This is a genomic window from Flavobacterium sp. W20_MBD1_R3 (genome assembly GCF_052119725.1).
Classification (GTDB): domain Bacteria; phylum Bacteroidota; class Bacteroidia; order Flavobacteriales; family Flavobacteriaceae; genus Flavobacterium.
This window is the reverse complement of sequence record NZ_JBGQOR010000011.1, coordinates 1-18276: the sequence shown is the minus strand read 5'-3', so window position 1 is coordinate 18276 and position 18276 is coordinate 1. Positions and strand designations below refer to the sequence as shown.

Below are 18276 nucleotides of genomic sequence, written 5' to 3'. Positions count from 1 at the left end.
TGCTTGAATACTGTTACAACAAATGTATATTTGATCGACTTTTAATAATATTAAAAATCGGCCGATTTAATTGTTTAAATTATTGTTTTTTAATTATTTTTGATATTCACACAGCCGATTAAAAATTATATGTGGTCGTTGCGCTACTGACTAAATGACTTTTATAAATCAATTTAGATGGTTAATAGTATTAAAATTTGTCACGTGATTACGTTTGACAGACTTTGTGATAACTAAAATAACACTTGTGAATACAAATTTCTCTCGTTATGAAAACATATGATAAAACTTTAAATTCAGCAATTCTTCGCCAGAAAGCAGAAGAACAATTGACTAAATATAAGGAATCTATTTCTGAATCAGACAATTTGAAATTACTTCATGAATTTCACGTGCAACAAATCGAACTGGAATTGCAAGCCGAAGAACTTATATTAGCAAAAGAACAAGCAGAACTAGACAGAGAAAAATACGCTAGACTTTTTGACTTTGCCCCTACCAGTTATGTTTCCCTCTCAAATCATGGCGAAATTACAGCGTTGAATTTTTGTGCGGCAAATATGCTGGGAAAAACACGTTTAGATTTATTACATACAAGATTTGGTTTTTTTATTTCAGAAGATACCCGCTCTACTTTTAATTCCTTTTTTGAAAGAATATTATTAAATAAAACCAAAGAAATATGTAATGTAGTACTTTTAACGGAAGTTAATTCGCCTAAAGATGTGCATATTGAAGGAATTATTGACCAAAATAGCAATCAATGTTTTTTAACTGTTGTTGACGTTACGGAACGAAGACAATTTGAAAAGGCTGCAATCGAAAGCCATCGATTGAATGCAATTGGTGAAATGGCATCTTCAGTTGCACATGATTTCAACAATTCCCTTCAATTAATACTAGGAAATTTACAAATCGCGATGTTACAATGTGATTTGCCGGAGTCCACGTTACACTATTTAAAAACAGTAATGACTGTCATTGAAGATGCTGCAAATCGAGTTCAAAAAATACAGCATTTTAGCAGTAAAAACCAAGTAAATACAAAGCATTCAATACTAAATTTAAATGCAATCGCATCCGAAGTTATAAGTCAATCACAACCTTTATGGAAAGATGAAGCAGAAAAAAATGGATTAGCAATAGTATTAGTAACAGACTTTGTTTCAATACCGGATATTATGGGCCATGCTAGTGAATTACGTATTGCTTTATATAATGTGATTAAAAATAGTATTGAAGCAATGCCTAAAGGGGGACAAATTAGCATTGCAACTGGCAAAAGAGTCGAAAATGTTTTTATGACCATCACTGACACCGGGATGGGTATGGATGAAAATTGTAAGACCAGAATATTTCAGCCATTTTACACAACAAAGGGATTTGAACTTGGGAGAGGTCTTGGAATGAGTGGAGCTTACAGCATAATAAAGGAACATGGCGGGAGTATTCAGATTGAAAATTCTGAATTAGGAAAAGGAACTACAATCGAAATAATACTTCCAATAGCGCAAAATCCGGAACATAAAAAATTGGAAGAAACCTTTTTAAAAGCGAAAAGTGTTCTAAAAGTTTTATGGGTAGAGGATGATGCATTAATTAGGGAAAGCGCCTGCTTGATAACGGAAACATTAGGTCATAAATGTGATACTGCCTGCAGTGGAAAAGAAGCTTTAGAATACCTTAAAAATTATAACTTTGATGTGGTAATTACCGATATTGGTATGCCAGAAATGAACGGTTGGCAACTTGCTTCACTAATAAAAGAAAAATATGGAGATACAATCAAAATTGTGGTTGCCTCTGGATGGAGTTTGGAAATAGAAGAAGAAACAAAAAAAGAACATGGTGTAGATTACGTTCTAGGAAAACCATTCACAGTTGATCAGTTAAGAAAATTACTCATAACGATCTCACAATAAAAAAAAGTTACTAGAAACATAAATTCTCATTATTTCAAAAAAAGTTTTTCCTCATTACTATACTTTTAAAAATATTACAAAATATGACAATAGGTCTTTCATTTTACTAAGCGTCATATTTCAAAAAACGTTTCTTGTTTTTTTATCGTACCAGATTTCTATAGCATTGATAGATTACACCTTTTTTACTATTTTGGTTTTAAACTCCAATTATTCCAACTAAAAGTATGCTTTAATTTAAATTCATCTCCTGCACAAATTTACATCACACTTTCTTCATTATCGAAATTCAGTTTCGTTTATATAGTAGCAATAGTACAGCGTACTGCTCTATTCAGTTTAGCTCGGAATCGCTATCCGATTTAACATATTTTCTGTGTTACAATTTTATTTTACAACTCTTCTCTTTAGAAAAAAAAGCCTTGGAGCGAAGTAACTCATGCGATTCATATTGAGTTAAGTAGCTATTAATTTTTGGTAAAATATCAATTATAAATCATTTATTTTAACCTATAAATTAAAAATAAAAATAAAACTAAACTAATCAATAAATTTAAAAAAAAAATAGGAATTAGTTGTCATCAATATCACAAGTATTACAATAATCCTTTGGGTGCAATTTTTAAAAAGCCTCAATTCTAGTGTTTTATTGTAAACTAAAAAAGAGAAAATCTTTTCGATGCGCTTCGTAATTAAAACGACTTCTATTTAAAAAACGTTTTAACGATACTTTTTTTGTGGTGGTTCTGATTTCAATCAAAAACAAGATCACTAGAACTGACAAACTATTATCATTACAACTAATTGTACCATTAGGTTGTACTATTACTGTTCTGGACACAACATTAATGTTATGAGTAAGTTACATCATTTTTTTTAAGCTTATCAAATGTAAAAACATATGAATTATGGGAAAAAATTTATCATCCAATAATACAATCGGGAGCGAAATAGAAGAAAATAATTTCTTCATCCTCTCTGAGTCCACAATCATTTTTAAAAATGACAATCAAAGAATAAAGATAAATTTAGATCAAACTACAAATGTAAGACTTATTAAAAATAGAGATTTTAAGATCAATATTATAGTAATACTGTTGGCAGCCTTATTTTATTTAACAGTATTACAAACGATAAATTTGGATGCTATTGTTCAAAATTTCATTGTTGCTTTACTTACGATTTCTGTAATAGTGAATACTCTACTACGAAATTATTCATACCAATTGTTAATAAACAATAAGTATAATAACTACCAAGAGATTCTTGTTAGTAAAACGAATTTGTACTATGCTAAGATTTTTCTTTCTAAATTCTCTGGTACTGCCGTAAAAAACAACAAAGTCAATCTAACAATTGCGTTTAATTATCAGAACATAGGACAAAACATCGCATAATTTGTGAAAATCCTATCATTTTGCAACAACTGGGATAACAAAATATATTTTATTTACAATTATTAGTTAGTAATAGTGAATCAACTATTTTTTTTAATTCCTGAAAACCAAATGGTTTTTTTACTTGTAAAGCTGCTCCAAGACTAATTCCTTTTTGTTCTTGTTTAGAATCAGCTAGAGCTGTTAGTAATATGACTGGAATGTAGAAATAATCAGATTTTTTATGTTGCTCTAAAAAACCATAACCGCACAAAACAGGCATCATAACATCACAAATAATTAAGTTGGGCTTTATTTTTTTGACTTTATGTAATCCCTTAACTCCATTTTCAGCCTCATGTACATCGTATCCGCTAAATGAGAAGAGCTCACTAATGGTTTCTCTCAATTTTACTTCGTCATCAATAATTAGTATTTTAGGCATCTTGCTATTATTTTTTCAAAGGAAATTGCATTGCTACTTTAGTCCCTTTTCCTAGTTTACTTTCTAATTTAATAGTTCCTGAATTTTTTTTGATAAATGTTTTCGCAATATACAGTCCTAGACCAGTACCTTGAATCCCATTAGTGTTGCTGGCTCTAAAAAAGGTGTTAAATAGTTTCTGCTGGTCATTTTCTGGTATGCCAATTCCAGAATCAATAATTTCTAACACCACCACTATACCGTCAATGCTAAAAAGATTTAGAGAAATTGTATCATATTCTTCAGAATATTTGATGGCATTATTTAATACATTTAAAATGGCATGTTCTATTAATTTTTGATCTGCAAAAACAGTAAAAGATTCACCGGAAAAATTCGTGTCAATTTTTCTGGAGTTCATTTGTTTAAAATTATTCGTATTTATTAATTTTAGGCAAATCTCTTTTAAATCTAATTTTTTAGGATTAAAAGAGGTTTTTTTAGAATCTTCTTTTGAAATTATCAAAACATCATTCATTAATTCTACTATTCGATCGATTTCTTCTGTAATAATTGTGACTCTTTTTAGCAATCGATCAACATTATCAATTTTTTGATTTTCTAAATATAAAGATATCAGTTCAGCACTAGTTCTAATAGTGGTCATTGGTGTCCTAAATTCATGGGAGATAGTAGCAACTAAATTGGTCCGTAGTTCATTTAATTCTCGTTCTCGCAGCAGTGTGTTTTCAACAATTTCTTCCGCCATTTTTCTCTGCGTTATGTTTCTTGTGCTAGTCTGAAAATTTATTGGAATTCCATTTTCTTTTACTAAAATAGCTTTGGTTTCAAGCCAAAAATAATTGCCTTCACTATTTCTGTATCTAATACTTACTGACACATCTTGTGACTCCGTTATAACTCCGTCAATATTACTTTGAAGCATTTCTCTATCATCCGGATGAACAAATTCTTGCGGAAATTTACCAATCAATTCTTCAGGAGTATACCCTAATAAATTTTGAATTGATGGCGAAACATATTGAAAAGAACTATCTAAATTGTGTAAACAAACTAAATCAATTGTATTATCTGCTAAAAGCCGATACATATTTTGTGCCTCATTCAGTTGATTTGTCTTATTCCTGTTGTTCTCTTCGATTAAGAAATTATTGTGCTCTTCCATTTTAATTCTTTCGGAAATATCAATTATTTGCGGAATATAATGTAGAATTTCACCTAGATTATTTCGCACCGTAGAAACTGATAAATGAACCCAAACTAGAGATTTGTTTTTGTGAATGTATCTTTTTTCTAAACTAAAATATAAGACTTCACTTGAAACTAATTTTTCTTTTTGTGCTAAATTGTGTTTCAAGTCTTCAAAATAGGTAATTTCTTGAAATGTTAACGTTTTGAACTCTTCCTTCGTATATCCTAATATTTCGCACAATCTATTATTCACCTCAATCCAATAGCCATCATGATTAACAATAGCCATTCCAACCGCTGAATTTTCAAAGGCTCCCTTGAATTGCTGTTCACTTAGTTGTAATTCATCTCTTAATTTTTTTTCAGTCGTAATATCTTGCATCGCGCCAATCATACGGATCGCTTCACCCTGATCATTTCTTAGAATTACAGCCTTATCTTTCACATACGCGTATGTACCATCTGATTTTAAGTATTTATACTCCTCTGACCATTTATAAATATCACTTTTAATACACTCGTTCATTCTTGCAATGCAGCTGCCCCTATCCTCTGGATGAATAAATTGCTCACATTCTTTTCCAGTATAAATATTGTTTTTAAATCGGTGTCCAAAAAGTGCTGTATAACTTTCTCCAACAAGGATTTCATCGGTAATTATATTCCAATCCCAAAGCGCATCAGAAGTAGCTTCGCTAGAATACATAAAACGTTCATTACTTATTTTTAATGCTTTTTCTGCATTTTTTTGCGCAGTAACATCGTTAAATGAACAAATTACATAGAGTAACTCTCCTGATTCGTTGGTTACAGGAATAGCATCTACTAATAACCAAACTAAATCGTTGTACAAAGGGCGATAAACACCCATAACAATATTATTTATGGGTTTCATTTTTTGTATAGCCTGAGGTACCGGATGGTTTTCATGCTTAAAGTCGCTGCCATCTTCATAAATTACTCGCCAGTGATCGTCAAAAGAAGTTTTACCTAAAAGTTGATCCTCTGTTAGTCCTAACATTTCACAAGCTGCCTTATTATTTTCTATTATTTCGGATTGCGGTCCTTGAACTAAGATCCCCACTGCTACGTTTTGCACAATGCTAGTAGTAAGTTGTTTACTTCTAAGAATTTCCTGCTGAATATTTATACTTTCAGTGATATCAACACCAAAACCAACCATCATTTCTAATGTACCATCGTCATTAAAAACAGGTTTCAGTTTCCGAGAATGAAAAAAGACTTGTCCATCGGAGCTTTCAATAGAATCCTCCCATTCAATTAAATTTTTAGATTCTATTGCTTCTAAAAATTTCATTCGTCTAATTTTTGCCGAAGTATCATCACGACCAGTATGCACTGCATATTCAAAATCGTCTTTTCCTACAATGTATCGCCTTAAATCCACATTTTTTATTGCGGACGGATTCAAATAAATATATCTATGCTGATTGTCAAAAACAGCTATATCAGTTGGGAGCTGATCTAATATTTTTTCGTAAAAAACTTTTTGTTCTAAATTTTTTTGCTGAATCTCTATATGTTCACTAATATCTCTTGAGTTTCCTATGTAAATAAAATCACCGTTTACTTCTTCTAATTTGAGATTAGTAGCATGCCACACATAATATCCCTTTTTATGTAATATTCTAAAAGTAAGTTCTTTTTCACCTTTTCCCGTTTCACCTAGATTTTTAAAATAAGTGGTGTACTCATTTACGTCATCAGGATGTAGAAATATAGTTTTACTTTTGCCAATCAGTTCATTAATGTCATAACCCAAAATAGTTGTCCAGTTTTTTGACGCATAAATAATCAATCCCTCTTGATCAAGTTGATAGAAAATCTCTTTTGCATTAGCAATAATTTGTTCAAATTGAATTTCTTTTTCTTGTAATTTATGCTTTTGCAGGTGTAACTCTAATAAACTTTGAATTTGTGATACAAAAAACTCTAACGATTTCAATTGAAGTGCAGATAGATTTTTTGGCTTAGCATCCATCATAACAAGAGTTCCTGCAACGAAACTTTCATTGACACAAATAGGGAAACCCGCAAAAAAGGAATGAGGACTGGCTAAATCTTTGATTTCTTGATTGCTGGCGACAAGGATTGATTTTTCTTTATGATTAACGATTGATTTAATGAATGCTGACAAGTTTTCAGGAACAACCAAAGTCTCAAACCCAACTTTAGCTTTTATAATTTCGCCATCGTCACCAATTATAGAAATAAAAACAGCTGAAACATCACACAATTCCGAAATTAATGATAACATAGTATTGAACTCTTGTTGAAAATCAAGTGTGTCAAATAATTTTATTAGCTTTTTTTGTTTTTTCACACCTTGCATTGGTTTTGAAGAATTAATTTTTGTTAACAAACATGGTCATTCGATTTTAAAATCAATTTAAAAAGTACCATTTATTTCAAAAAAAAAAACAAAAATAATAAATCTTTTTAATTCTCAAAAAAAAAACATTTCATTGATTTTCAATCAAAGCCTAATGCAGAAATACACCCGCGGATCTATCAGACAAATTATCTTTCTCTTTTAACAAAACCATTTCTATCGTTTTTCAAGTTTCATGAGCGATAATAGTCCGAAATTATTTTTAAAAAATTATTTTTTAAGAGACTACTGCTCAATAACTTCCTGCTCCTGTAAGCTAAACTTCCATAGAAATGTAGTAGCTAAATTGTAACTTGACATCTCACATCAGTTAAAACACAAGCACTTTAATATTTTTAATTTTTATTAAAGTAATGCAAACGAAAGTGAGCACGTTGCGCTCACAGTAAAAAACTCAAATCTAAAAAACAGCAAAGTATAACTCTTTATAACCTCTCCTAATATTCACAATTTTGATTATTTTATAATCCGACATAATAAAAATTAATAATTTTAACAGCAATTTAGTTATATTTAAACTACAAAATTCTACTTTCGCGCCCTAATTTAATAAAGCATTATCATGAAAGATTTATTCGAAAAAATTACAGCCGAATTCGAAACATTCAAAACTGAATGTGAACTACACATTGAAAAAGGAAACAAAGCTGCTGGAACTAGAGCTCGTAAGTCAACTTTAGATATGGAAAAATTATTAAAAGAGTTTAGAAAAGTATCTGTTGAAGAATCAAAAAAATAAATTTTTCTTTATTTATAAGCCCTCTTAATTTTAGAGGGCTTTTTAGTTATTCTTGACAGCCCCCTCTATTAGGTTTCATTCTTTTGTTCCAAGATGCGTAGCAAGTTCCTTCTAAGCTAATTAATTTTTGCCCTATTTTCAACAAAATAGACAGTGCCTATTTTAATTGAACCCCGATTATTTTACTAGTATAGTTTTTGATTAAAAAATAAATTTTATTTTATTGTTTAATTGTATCTTATCCTAATAACATGTTGTTGTATTTGATCACAAATAAAACAATAGAAATCTAATTTTCACTTTAAAACTATCCCAATGATTACAGAAAGAAAACAATACGAATTATTCGGGTATGTAATTTTCGAAAAAGTGAAAATCGAAACTCCGTTCAAAATCCCGAATCCAGTGCCTAATGAGGCTTGTTTTTTGTATATGCTCGAAGGGCAAATAGACTATCAAATACAACAACAAAGTATTTCAGTACCGGTCAATGAAGCGGTTTTGCTAAAATGTGGTTCTTATTTCAGTCAAATGAAAAGCAATGAACTCTCTAAAAACAATCAAATTGTTTTTGTCCATTTTCATCCAGAAATTTTGAAAAAAATTTATGAAACCGATTTACCTAAGATTTTCCAACAACCAAAACTAGCAAATCAGAATATTGATATAACCCCAATTAATACTGATTTTTTAATTCAAAAATACATTGAAAGTTTACTGTTTTATTTTGACAATCAAATTCTCATTAATGAGGACTTATTGATCATCAAATTAAAAGAAATCATTTTGTTGTTGTGTCAAACAAAAAATGCACCTGTAATACAACAAATTTTATCCCAACTTTTTTCTCCTACCAGTTTTACATTCAAACAAGTTATAGAAAATAATTTTTATCAACACATTACCATAGATCAACTGGCGCAACTGACTAATTTAAGTCTTTCCTCGTTTAAACGAGAATTCAAAAAAAATTACGATGATAGTCCGGCAAATTATATTCGGAATAAAAAATTAGAAAAAGCGGCCGAACTTTTATTGATTTCTGACGAGAGAATTACAGATATTGCTTTTGATTGTGGTTTCAATGATTTAGCAAATTTTTCGACACTTTTTCATGAAAAACACAATCAAACGCCATCTAATTACCGTTTGGACCAAATAGCCAAGTAGTTGAACGAATAACAAAAGTCGAAGCTCAGTATTAGTTGCACCTTTGTTAAATAAATAACAAGTAGTAAATACTTTAAAAAACAAAAATGGCACATTTAAAATTAGAAAACAATCCAGTTTCTCCAATAGCTCAAGCAATTTTCGATACTACTCAAAAAACATTAGGCTTTGTACCCAACATGTACAAAAGCATGGGCGAAAATCCAGCACTCTTAGAGACATATATTTATGGCTATAATAGCTTTAGAGCCAATTCTGGTTTTAATTCAGTAGAACAAGAAGTCGTTTTTCTTTCCGTAGCTTACGAAAACAACTGCGAATATTGCACCGCAGCACACAGTTTTATTGCTGATAAAATGTCAAAAGTACCTACCGAAGTAACCAATGCAATTCGTGAAGGAAAACAAGTTCCAGATCTAAAACTAGCCGCTTTATCTAAACTAACACGCTCACTAACTGTAAATCGCGGGAATGTTACACAAGAAGAAGTTGATGAATTTTTAGCCGTAGGATATACCGAATCACACGTTTTAGGTATAATTGCCGGAATAGCGGTAAAAACAATCAGTAATTATTCTAATCACAACACAAATCCAGTATTAGATGATGCTTTTGCAGGAAGAGCGTGGAAAAAATAAATCAACTTTAAAGTGAATTCTGGTGTGTTATTGAATTTGTATTTCACATTTAGAAAATCAAAATAGTGTTTTAAAATTAGTACATTTAAATTTGAGCAAACATGAATTTAATCAGTTAAACGAAAATAATTCTTAAAAAGATATAAAAATTCCCAACTATGAACTCAAAAAAAACAAAACCAGTACTCCTTTTTGATGTAAATGAAACCTTGTTAGACATGACGCCGCTAAAGGATGCAATTAACACTTTATTGGATGAACCAATGGCGTTCAAAATTTGGTTTGGAATGGTATTGCATCATTCGCTTGTTGATAATTGTACCAATCAGTACCATGATTTTAGCACAATAGCTGTTGCGATGCTTAAAATGACGGCAACATCTTTAAATAAGACGATAACCGACGATGAAACTAAAAAAACACTGTCAGTAATTCGGAATTTGAAAGCGTATCCAGATGTTTTAAAAGGCTTACAACTATTAAAAGAAAATGGGTTTAGATTGGCTACTTTGACTAATTCACCTGAAAATGCCCTTAAAGAACAGTTAATTAATTCAAATCTGACAGATATATTTGAACTTGCCTTAAGCATAGATACCCTTAAAAAGTACAAACCAGACCCACAAACCTATAAATGGGCAGCAACTCAATTAGATCAGGAAACACAAAATATAATCATGATTGCAGCACACGGATGGGATTTAGCCGGTGCAATGAATGCTGGATTGAAAACTGGTTTTATAGCACGTGAAGGACAATCGTTATATTCACTTTCAGATAATCCGAATTATGTGGCCAAAGATATATATGAAATGGCGCTGGTTCTAACTGAAAAATATAAATAACAATTTATAAAAGTTAATTACAAAAAAAGATAATGAAAAAATTAATATTGACATTACTTGTAGTTACTGCATTTATTTCTTGCAAAAAAGAAGTTACTGATGCGCCAAAAGAAATAATTACAGCAAAGCCTACAATTGATTACTCGGGTGCTGGCATGGATACAACCTTAATTCCAAGAGGATTAAATGTAGGTGATGCAGCTCCTGAAATTATCGTGACTACCGCCGAGAACAAAAAAATTGCGTTGTCAGAATATTATAAAAAACAAGCCGTCGTAATTATCTTTTACCGAGGTTTTTGGTGTCCGGTTTGCAATAAACACTTATCGGAATTTGCGGAAAAATCAAAACTAATTGAAGCAACTGGAGCAAAACTAATTGCTATAACTTCTGAAAGTTATGATAATGTGTCCAAAACTAAAGAGCAAACAGGAGCTAATTTTACTATTATTTCAGATATCGATGGAAGCATCCGAAACGCTTTTGACGTAAATTTTAAAGTGACCGAAGACTATCAGGCAATAATACAAGACAAATTTCAAGTTTCAATTGCGGAGACTAATGCAAATAAACAAGCGGAACTTCCTGTTCCTGCTACTTTTATCATTGACAAAAACGGAAAAATTATTTACAAACAATTCAATCCTGATTATAAAATAAGAGCCTCAGTAGACGATATTTTGAATAATTTACCAAAATAGTTTTAGCTGGAAAGCTGCGGTTCTTCAAGAAATAAATGAGGTTGTATTGCTTTCGAATTGAAAGTAAATTCAAAATTAGAAATAAGTACTACAAAAGGACTAACAGCTAAAATTAGACTGTCAAATTGTGGTTGCTGAAACTTTACTGATTCAAAATCTCTTGTTTGCAATTTATTGGAGGCCAAATAGCGGATTGTTTACCCTTGTATTGTCTTCTCAATTCGCAATTTGAAATTTCTTTATGCTCTGGATCTCCAGAATGATCCGGTTCGCCTAATGGATGTGCTAAACAGATTTATTGCCAGGGAAATAGAATTATTCCTATCAAAAAAAGCAATAATATGGATTTTTGTTTTTGCATTGTGGCAAATCTGCCAAAAATTGTCTGAACAGCTAGGCAATAGTGGGACTAACTGGTCAATTAGTTAGTTTATTTTTTGTTTCAAAAATACCTGTAAATCTTTATTAGAGCCGTATAATACTAAAATATCGGCTTCCTCAAGAATTAAATCAGGAGCAGCTACGCCCTGAACTTTTAGTTCTGTTTTACTTTTTCCTAAAAGACTTTTAATCTCTATTTTTTTGATTGTAGTAAGAACATTTAAATTGAAATTTCGTAACAATCCAATCTCCTCAATACTTTTACCAATGTATTCTTCGGGCACAGTTGCTTCGATAATACTGTAATTATCACTAAGTTCAAAGGAATCTACCACATTATTTAAACACAATTTTTTAGCCCAGCGTTCTGCCGTTTCTTCTTCGGGATGAACAATTCCGTCTACACCAATGGCTTGTAATACCTTTTCATGAAGAGGATTTATGGCTCTGCTTATTAGTCGTTTTACTTCTAAATTTTTAAATAATGCAGTAGTCATTACATTAGCTCCCTGATCTTCTCCAATGGCAATAATTACAATATCTGTTTCTTTAAGTGGCAATCCGGAAACGGTATATTCATCAGTGGCATCCATACAAATAGTATGTGAAATTTTTTCTTTATTTGCCTCGACTTTCACCATACTGGTATCAATGCCAATCACTTCATTTCCCTGAGCAGTTAATTTTTGACCAAGAGATGCACCAAAGTTTCCTAGGCCGATAATTATATATTTCATTTTTTATAATTTTAATTAATAGTAATCTCTTCTTTTGGATAATGATAATTATGATGCTTTACTTTTTTGAAAACAGCAATTACAATAGATAACATGCTAACGCGACCTACAAACATAATACCAATAAGAACAAACTTACTCGCACTGCTTAGCTGATTTGTTATTCCTAAACTTAATCCTACGGTGCTGTAAGCTGAAAAACATTCAAAAGCAATGCTCATTAAAGTTTGATTACTATCAAAAAAAGAAATTAAGATAATCCCAAATCCTATTGTAATCAACGATAAGGTAATAATTGCAAAAGCTCTACGCACTGATATATCCGAAATTTCTCTGCGAAAGACTTCTATTCTTGATTTTCCTTTGGCAAGACTTAAAATATTTAATGTTGCAATCGCAAATGTACTCGTTTTAATTCCCCCTCCTGTTGATGATGGAGAAGCTCCAATCCACATTAACAATAAAACAATCATCAGCGTGGGGAAAGTCAGTGCCGCTGTGTCAATAGAATTAAATCCAGCCGTTCGCGGTGTGGTTGCACCAAATAATGCAGCAATGACCTTACCCAAACCATGGTGTTCCGCAAGTGTATTGTTGTATTCAAAAATATAAAACACAACAAAAGCAAATGCCGATAGTGAAAGTGTTGTAATGAGCGTTATTCTACTATTAATATTCAATACCCATGGTTTGAAATAATGCTTTTTAGCGGTAACTGAAAAAAAGTTAGCAATCTTATATTTTAAATAATTTAGTAAATTTACAACAATGGCAAAACCTAAACCGCCCAAGGCAAAAGTAATAATGATAATCATTTGTAATAAATAATTGAATCTAAAGCTTCCCTCGTACAAACTTTTAGGTAATGTGGAAAATCCTGCATTACAAAATGCAGATATAGAATGAAATCCTGCAAAAAATAGTCGGTCAAATTGTGATCGGAAATTTTCTTCTGGTAAACTAAAGTAAATCAGTACTGCCGAAAAAAATTCGATACTAAAGGTGATCAGTAAAATATATTTTAAGGTCAAAAACACATCACTAAGCTTTTGAGAACTAGTCATATCGCCAATGACCATTTGATTTTCATAACTAGTACCTTCCTTAAAAAAATAACTAAAGTAGCTAGCAAAAGTTAGAATACCCAACCCACCAATTTGAATAAGTAACAAAATTATTGTTTGCCCAAATAGTGTAAAATAACTTCCTGTATCAACAACAATAAGCCCGGTAACACAAACCGCACTTGTAGCGGTAAATAAGGAATCTAAAAATGAAATCCCACTGTAAGTCGCCTTGGGTAGCATTAAAAGAAAGGTTCCAAACAAAATAATCAACAAAAAACTGCTTATAAATAATTGTGCAGGATTGAGCACCTTCCGTTTAAAATTGAGTTTTATTTCTGAAAATTCTCTAATGAAACTAAACGCAACGGCAAGTTTTACCCAACTATCATTATAGAATAACAATGAAGATTGATTAATGTCGCCAGTGACAAAGTGCTGAAATAAGATTACAAGTGTAAAAAGTATGGACAAACTGTCAAAAATAAAGGCTTTACGTTTTACTATTTTTCCTTCTCTTATATGACGAAGAGAAGACGAGATGACACCAAATATCAGAATAAAAAAATAATAGCTATTTAAAATATTTTGGAATTTTTCGGTTTGAGGAAAACCAAAATCAGCTATAAAAGTTACAACCCCGGAAAAACTAATAAAAAGCGCAACATTATAAAATTTTTTTAAATCTATTTTCATTAATTCGCTCGTTTCTCCATTTATATTTTGTCAAACTAGTTCGCAAATTACTACTTCTATATATAGGGTAATTCGCTTCACACAAACATACTATAATTTACCCTTTATGATCTTCAAACAAAGCCTAAAGTTACTTAGTTTCTCGCAATCACTTTTATTTTGAGTTTTGATTACTATCGTTTTAAAGATAATGTTTGGGATGTATACTATTCCTTTCTCTTTCGCAACGAGTCAATAGCTGCAACTTCATTAATATTCATTAGAATTAGTACCTAACATTGAGCTACAAAATTAATGCGTTTTTGTGTGCAAAATAATAAAATGAGAATCAAAAATGGAATGAATAATACCAGAATACTTTCCCAAAATGCAACTCTAAAAGAATACCTTGTGAATAATTAAAAAGTATATTTGAAAGAAAATTAGAACTGATAATTAAAATGGCCTCCGATGGATTTATTTTCGTTTTAGAAAAACGAAGCCAAGTGGCATTCTGAATCATCAAACCTAATAAGTTGATTTACAAATAAAAAGATGTTATATCTTTATATTGGAATTTAAAATATAGTTGAGTTCACATAATTAATAGAACAAACAAGTTTACAATCGAGAGAGAATCAAGCCTTACATGAACGGACGCTACAATGCAAAGCAGCACGGGCTTTAAGTCTATATATGGTCTAATTTCAATCCAATGCAGCGGAAAATTCTTAACTATTGCGTTTTGATCTTTACATTAACTTTCTAAAAAAATCTTCCAATGTGATAAATGTTACAGATTATACGGTTTTAACGAGCAATATTTGCATTATAAAATTTATAATTATGGAATACGTAGGTTATTTTGCATCGATCCTAATTGGCGTAGCTTTAGGACTGATTGGTGGAGGAGGTTCAATCCTTACCGTACCGGTATTAGTTTATTTATTTGCAATTGAACCCGTATTAGCAACGGCTTATTCATTATTTATAGTTGGATTAACCAGTGCAGTTGGAACTGTTGGATATTTCAAAAAAGGATTAGTTAATATCAAAACAGCAGTTGTTTTTGGTATCCCGTCTATTATTGCGGTTTTTACCACAAGAGCGCTTATTGTTCCCGCTATACCCCAAGAAATCTTTACGATAGAAAAATTCATACTAACAAAAGATCTTTTTTTAATGCTGCTTTTTGCCGTTATCATGGTTCTTGCGTCTTATACGATGATAAAAAAAGATAAAAAAGCAGTTCGCGAAGAAGCGGTAGCGCAAAAATTCAATTATCCTATGATACTTATTGAGGGTGCCCTTGTAGGTGTTATTACAGGATTAGTTGGCGCAGGCGGCGGGTTTTTGATAATTCCTGCATTAGTTATTTTGAGTAAATTACCCATGAAAGAAGCAGTAGGAACTTCGCTTGTTATTATTGCTGCTAAATCATTACTGGGCTTTTTTGGTGAAGGCGGAGAAAGTGTTATTGATTGGCAGTTTTTATTTACCATCTCAGGTTTTGCAATTGTTGGTATTTTTATAGGAACTGCATTGTCTAAAAAAATTGATGGAAATAAACTAAAACCTGCATTTGGATGGTTTGTTTTAGTAATGGGTATTTATATTATTACGAAAGAACTTTTTCTAAAATAAGATCTCAATATGTGATAAAAGTCACATAAACAAGTGTTTAAAATAATTAATTTTAATCTATTATTTTAAATAAATTAAAAAAATGGCTAATCATTATCAAATACTTGTAGTAGGTGGAGGAAATGCAGGACTTTCTGTAGCCTCACAATTACTCCGTAAAAGAAGTAATCTGAACATTGGAATCATTGATCCATCTGAAAAACATTATTACCAACCGGCATGGACGTTAGTTGGTGCGGGAATATTTGACATCAAAACTACCGTTCGAAATGAAAAAGAGCTGATTCCTAAAAATACTACTTGGATAAAAGAAGCTGTCTCTGAATTTCAACCAACGGAAAACAAAGTAAAATGTACTTCAGGTGATGAATTTACCTATGATTATTTAGTGGTTTGTCCCGGAATTCAACTGGATTGGTACAAAATAAAAGGACTTAAAGAAACTCTTGGAAAGAATAATGTAAGCAGTAACTACTCTTTTCAATATGCACCATATACGTGGGAAATGATTGAAAATTTTAAGGGTGGCACAGCAGTTTTTACAAACCCAACAACGCCTATAAAATGCGGGGGAGCACCACACAAAATAATGTATTTAGCCTGCGATTATTGGCGTAAAAAAGGAATTTTAGATAAATGTGAGGTTCATTATATTTCTGGCGCAAATACTATTTTTGGTGTCAAAGAATATGCGGATACATTAAAAAAAGTCGTGTCTAAATATAATATCCACGTTCATTATGGTGCTAATGTCACTGCGATCAACGGAGCAGATAAAACAATAGAATTTGTAACTAAAGAAATTGATGAAAATCTAAATCAAAAACTATCTAATAAAAACGCTGCTTGTTACGGAATTATAGAAACACAAAAGACTGATGAACTCAAAAAAGTAATCCTCAATTTTGATTTGTGCCACGCAGTTCCCCCGCAATCTGCACCTGATTTTATACAAAATAGCCCTTTGAGAGACCCCGAAAATCCACTGGGATATGTCGCCATTGATAAACATACTATGCAACACGTTCGTTTTCCAAATGTATTCGCGCTAGGAGACTGCACTAATGCCCCTTGTAGCAAAACCGGTGCCGCAATAAGAAAACAAGCGCCTGTTGTAGTTGAAAACCTTTTGGCGATTTTAGACAAAAAGAAAATGACAGCGCACTACGACGGCTATAGCGCCTGCCCTATTCCAACACAATATGGGAAATTAATGCTGGCTGAATTTGATTATTCAAACACTCCGAAAATGACTTTTCCAATAAATCAAGCCAACCCGAATTGGGCGATGTGGATTCTTAAAACTAAGATATTACCTTGGTTGTATTGGAACAAAATCCTAAAAGGAACAGCCTAATAATAGTTATTTTTGTTTTTTTCCCTTTCGAGTAAAATTGAAAGGGATTTTTTGTTTTTTAATCATAACAACTTCAAAATTAAGTACTTAAATTTTTATTATAACTAGAATATTCCTAAATTAGTAGTCAGCAAAACGATAGCTTTCTCTAAAAAAGTACATATAACCAAATGGGTTACTAAGAATTAAAAAAAAACAACTTCAACTGCATTAATTTAAAAATAAGAAAATGGAAACTACAAAAACAATTTACCAATTACATGAGGAGCACAAAACGTGGCTTAACAAACTTTTATTTTACAAAGATGAACTTTCAATAATGACCAACCGACTTTCGGAAATAGCAAAAAAAAATACGGCTACGGAAGTTCTTTCATTAGTTGATCATTTTCACAATCAGCTGATCATACAAAAAGAACAAATCGATATTTTACATCATGATATCACTAGCCACGAATCATATCTTCAGGCAACGGTCCGCAAGAATAGTAATAATCTGGAGCACACTAAATTCTCAGATCATAAAATTCACCGAGAAAGTATTGCAGTATTTGAAAAAATATTCAAAGAATTACGAGAAGAGTTGATTGATTTTCTTTCAAAATGGATGTGAAATCTAAAACATATTAAAACAACTATATAAGACTAAAACAAAGGGCTACTAATCACAGTAAGTCCTTTATTTTTGTGAAAATCAAAAATAAAAGCAACAAGTTCTGAGAAATCTATAAAATATGATTAATATTTATTTTTAAAAGTAAAAAGTACCCTAAAAACGGATCAAAGCACCATTGGCTTTGGCTTCAATTCGTTGTGTTTTGTATGTAAAAATCACGAAAATGGCAGGTAGTGATTAAATATTAGGTCCTTATGTACTACGCTATCTGTTGTTTTGATGGTCTACATCAACTAAAAATAATTAGTAAGGATCCATCTGGTAAAGAAGGCATCAGGATAATTCCTTTTACCGTTCGAAAC

The 18276-nt window shown here is 31.3% G+C and carries 14 protein-coding genes; 10 read left to right on the top strand and 4 right to left on the bottom strand.

Annotation, left to right across the window (positions count from 1 at the left end):
- Positions 1 to 269 precede the first annotated feature (269 nt).
- Positions 270 to 1922 carry a hybrid sensor histidine kinase/response regulator gene (locus ACEN2F_RS12600; protein ID WP_441739592.1) on the top strand — a complete coding sequence of 551 codons (1653 nt, stop codon included), beginning with the start codon at positions 270 to 272 and terminating at the stop codon, positions 1920 to 1922.
- A 908-nt stretch (positions 1923 to 2830) separates the two neighbouring features.
- Positions 2831 to 3319 (top strand): hypothetical protein, encoded by a 489-nt coding sequence (locus ACEN2F_RS12595; protein ID WP_441739589.1) that lies wholly within the window; start codon positions 2831 to 2833, stop codon positions 3317 to 3319.
- A 49-nt stretch (positions 3320 to 3368) separates the two neighbouring features.
- Here ACEN2F_RS12595 and ACEN2F_RS12590 read toward each other — a convergent pair whose 3' ends face one another.
- Complete coding sequence (locus ACEN2F_RS12590) at positions 3369 to 3743, bottom strand: response regulator transcription factor (RefSeq protein WP_441739587.1); 375 nt, start codon at positions 3741 to 3743, stop codon at positions 3369 to 3371.
- A gap of 7 nt (positions 3744 to 3750) precedes the next feature.
- Positions 3751 to 7278, bottom strand: a complete 3528-nt coding sequence (locus ACEN2F_RS12585) for a PAS domain S-box protein (RefSeq protein ID WP_441739584.1) — start codon at positions 7276 to 7278, stop codon at positions 3751 to 3753.
- 631 nt (positions 7279 to 7909) lie between these two features.
- Here ACEN2F_RS12585 and ACEN2F_RS12580 point away from each other — a divergent pair.
- The 5 genes from ACEN2F_RS12580 (at position 7910) to ACEN2F_RS12560 (ending at position 11440) form a co-directional block, all read left to right on the top strand.
- A complete protein-coding gene (locus ACEN2F_RS12580; RefSeq protein WP_441739581.1) occupies positions 7910 to 8086 on the top strand; it encodes a histone H1 in 177 nt (58 codons plus the stop codon).
- Between the two features lie 315 nt (positions 8087 to 8401).
- Entirely contained in the window at positions 8402 to 9256 is an 855-nt protein-coding gene (locus tag ACEN2F_RS12575; protein ID WP_441739578.1) for a helix-turn-helix transcriptional regulator, read from the top strand.
- Between the two features lie 86 nt (positions 9257 to 9342).
- Positions 9343 to 9894 carry a carboxymuconolactone decarboxylase family protein gene (locus ACEN2F_RS12570; protein ID WP_441739575.1) on the top strand — a complete coding sequence of 184 codons (552 nt, stop codon included), beginning with the start codon at positions 9343 to 9345 and terminating at the stop codon, positions 9892 to 9894.
- Positions 9895 to 10052: 158 nt separating this feature from the next.
- Positions 10053 to 10739 carry a haloacid dehalogenase type II gene (locus ACEN2F_RS12565; RefSeq protein WP_441739572.1) on the top strand — a complete coding sequence of 229 codons (687 nt, stop codon included), beginning with the start codon at positions 10053 to 10055 and terminating at the stop codon, positions 10737 to 10739.
- Positions 10740 to 10771: 32 nt separating this feature from the next.
- Positions 10772 to 11440 carry a peroxiredoxin-like family protein gene (locus ACEN2F_RS12560; protein WP_441739569.1) on the top strand — a complete coding sequence of 223 codons (669 nt, stop codon included), beginning with the start codon at positions 10772 to 10774 and terminating at the stop codon, positions 11438 to 11440.
- Between the two features lie 425 nt (positions 11441 to 11865).
- Here the strand turns inward: ACEN2F_RS12560 and ACEN2F_RS12555 are convergent, their stop codons facing one another.
- Positions 11866 to 12558, bottom strand: a complete 693-nt coding sequence (locus ACEN2F_RS12555) for a potassium channel family protein (RefSeq protein ID WP_441739566.1) — start codon at positions 12556 to 12558, stop codon at positions 11866 to 11868.
- A gap of 11 nt (positions 12559 to 12569) precedes the next feature.
- Positions 12570 to 14318: a TrkH family potassium uptake protein gene (locus ACEN2F_RS12550; protein ID WP_441739563.1), complete on the bottom strand. Its 1749-nt coding sequence runs from the start codon at positions 14316 to 14318 to the stop codon at positions 12570 to 12572.
- A gap of 825 nt (positions 14319 to 15143) precedes the next feature.
- Between ACEN2F_RS12550 and ACEN2F_RS12545 the strand changes: the two genes are divergently transcribed.
- The 3 genes from ACEN2F_RS12545 to ACEN2F_RS12535 all read left to right on the top strand — a co-directional run bounded on the left by ACEN2F_RS12545 (position 15144) and on the right by ACEN2F_RS12535 (position 17911).
- Positions 15144 to 15941: a sulfite exporter TauE/SafE family protein gene (locus ACEN2F_RS12545; protein WP_441739560.1), complete on the top strand. Its 798-nt coding sequence runs from the start codon at positions 15144 to 15146 to the stop codon at positions 15939 to 15941.
- An 82-nt stretch (positions 15942 to 16023) separates the two neighbouring features.
- Entirely contained in the window at positions 16024 to 17298 is a 1275-nt protein-coding gene (locus ACEN2F_RS12540) for an FAD/NAD(P)-binding oxidoreductase (protein ID WP_441739557.1), read from the top strand.
- Between the two features lie 229 nt (positions 17299 to 17527).
- The gene (locus ACEN2F_RS12535; RefSeq protein WP_441739554.1) at positions 17528 to 17911 is read left to right on the top strand and encodes a hypothetical protein; all 384 of its coding nucleotides are present in this window, start codon (positions 17528 to 17530) and stop codon (positions 17909 to 17911) included.
- Positions 17912 to 18276: the final 365 nt, after the last annotated feature.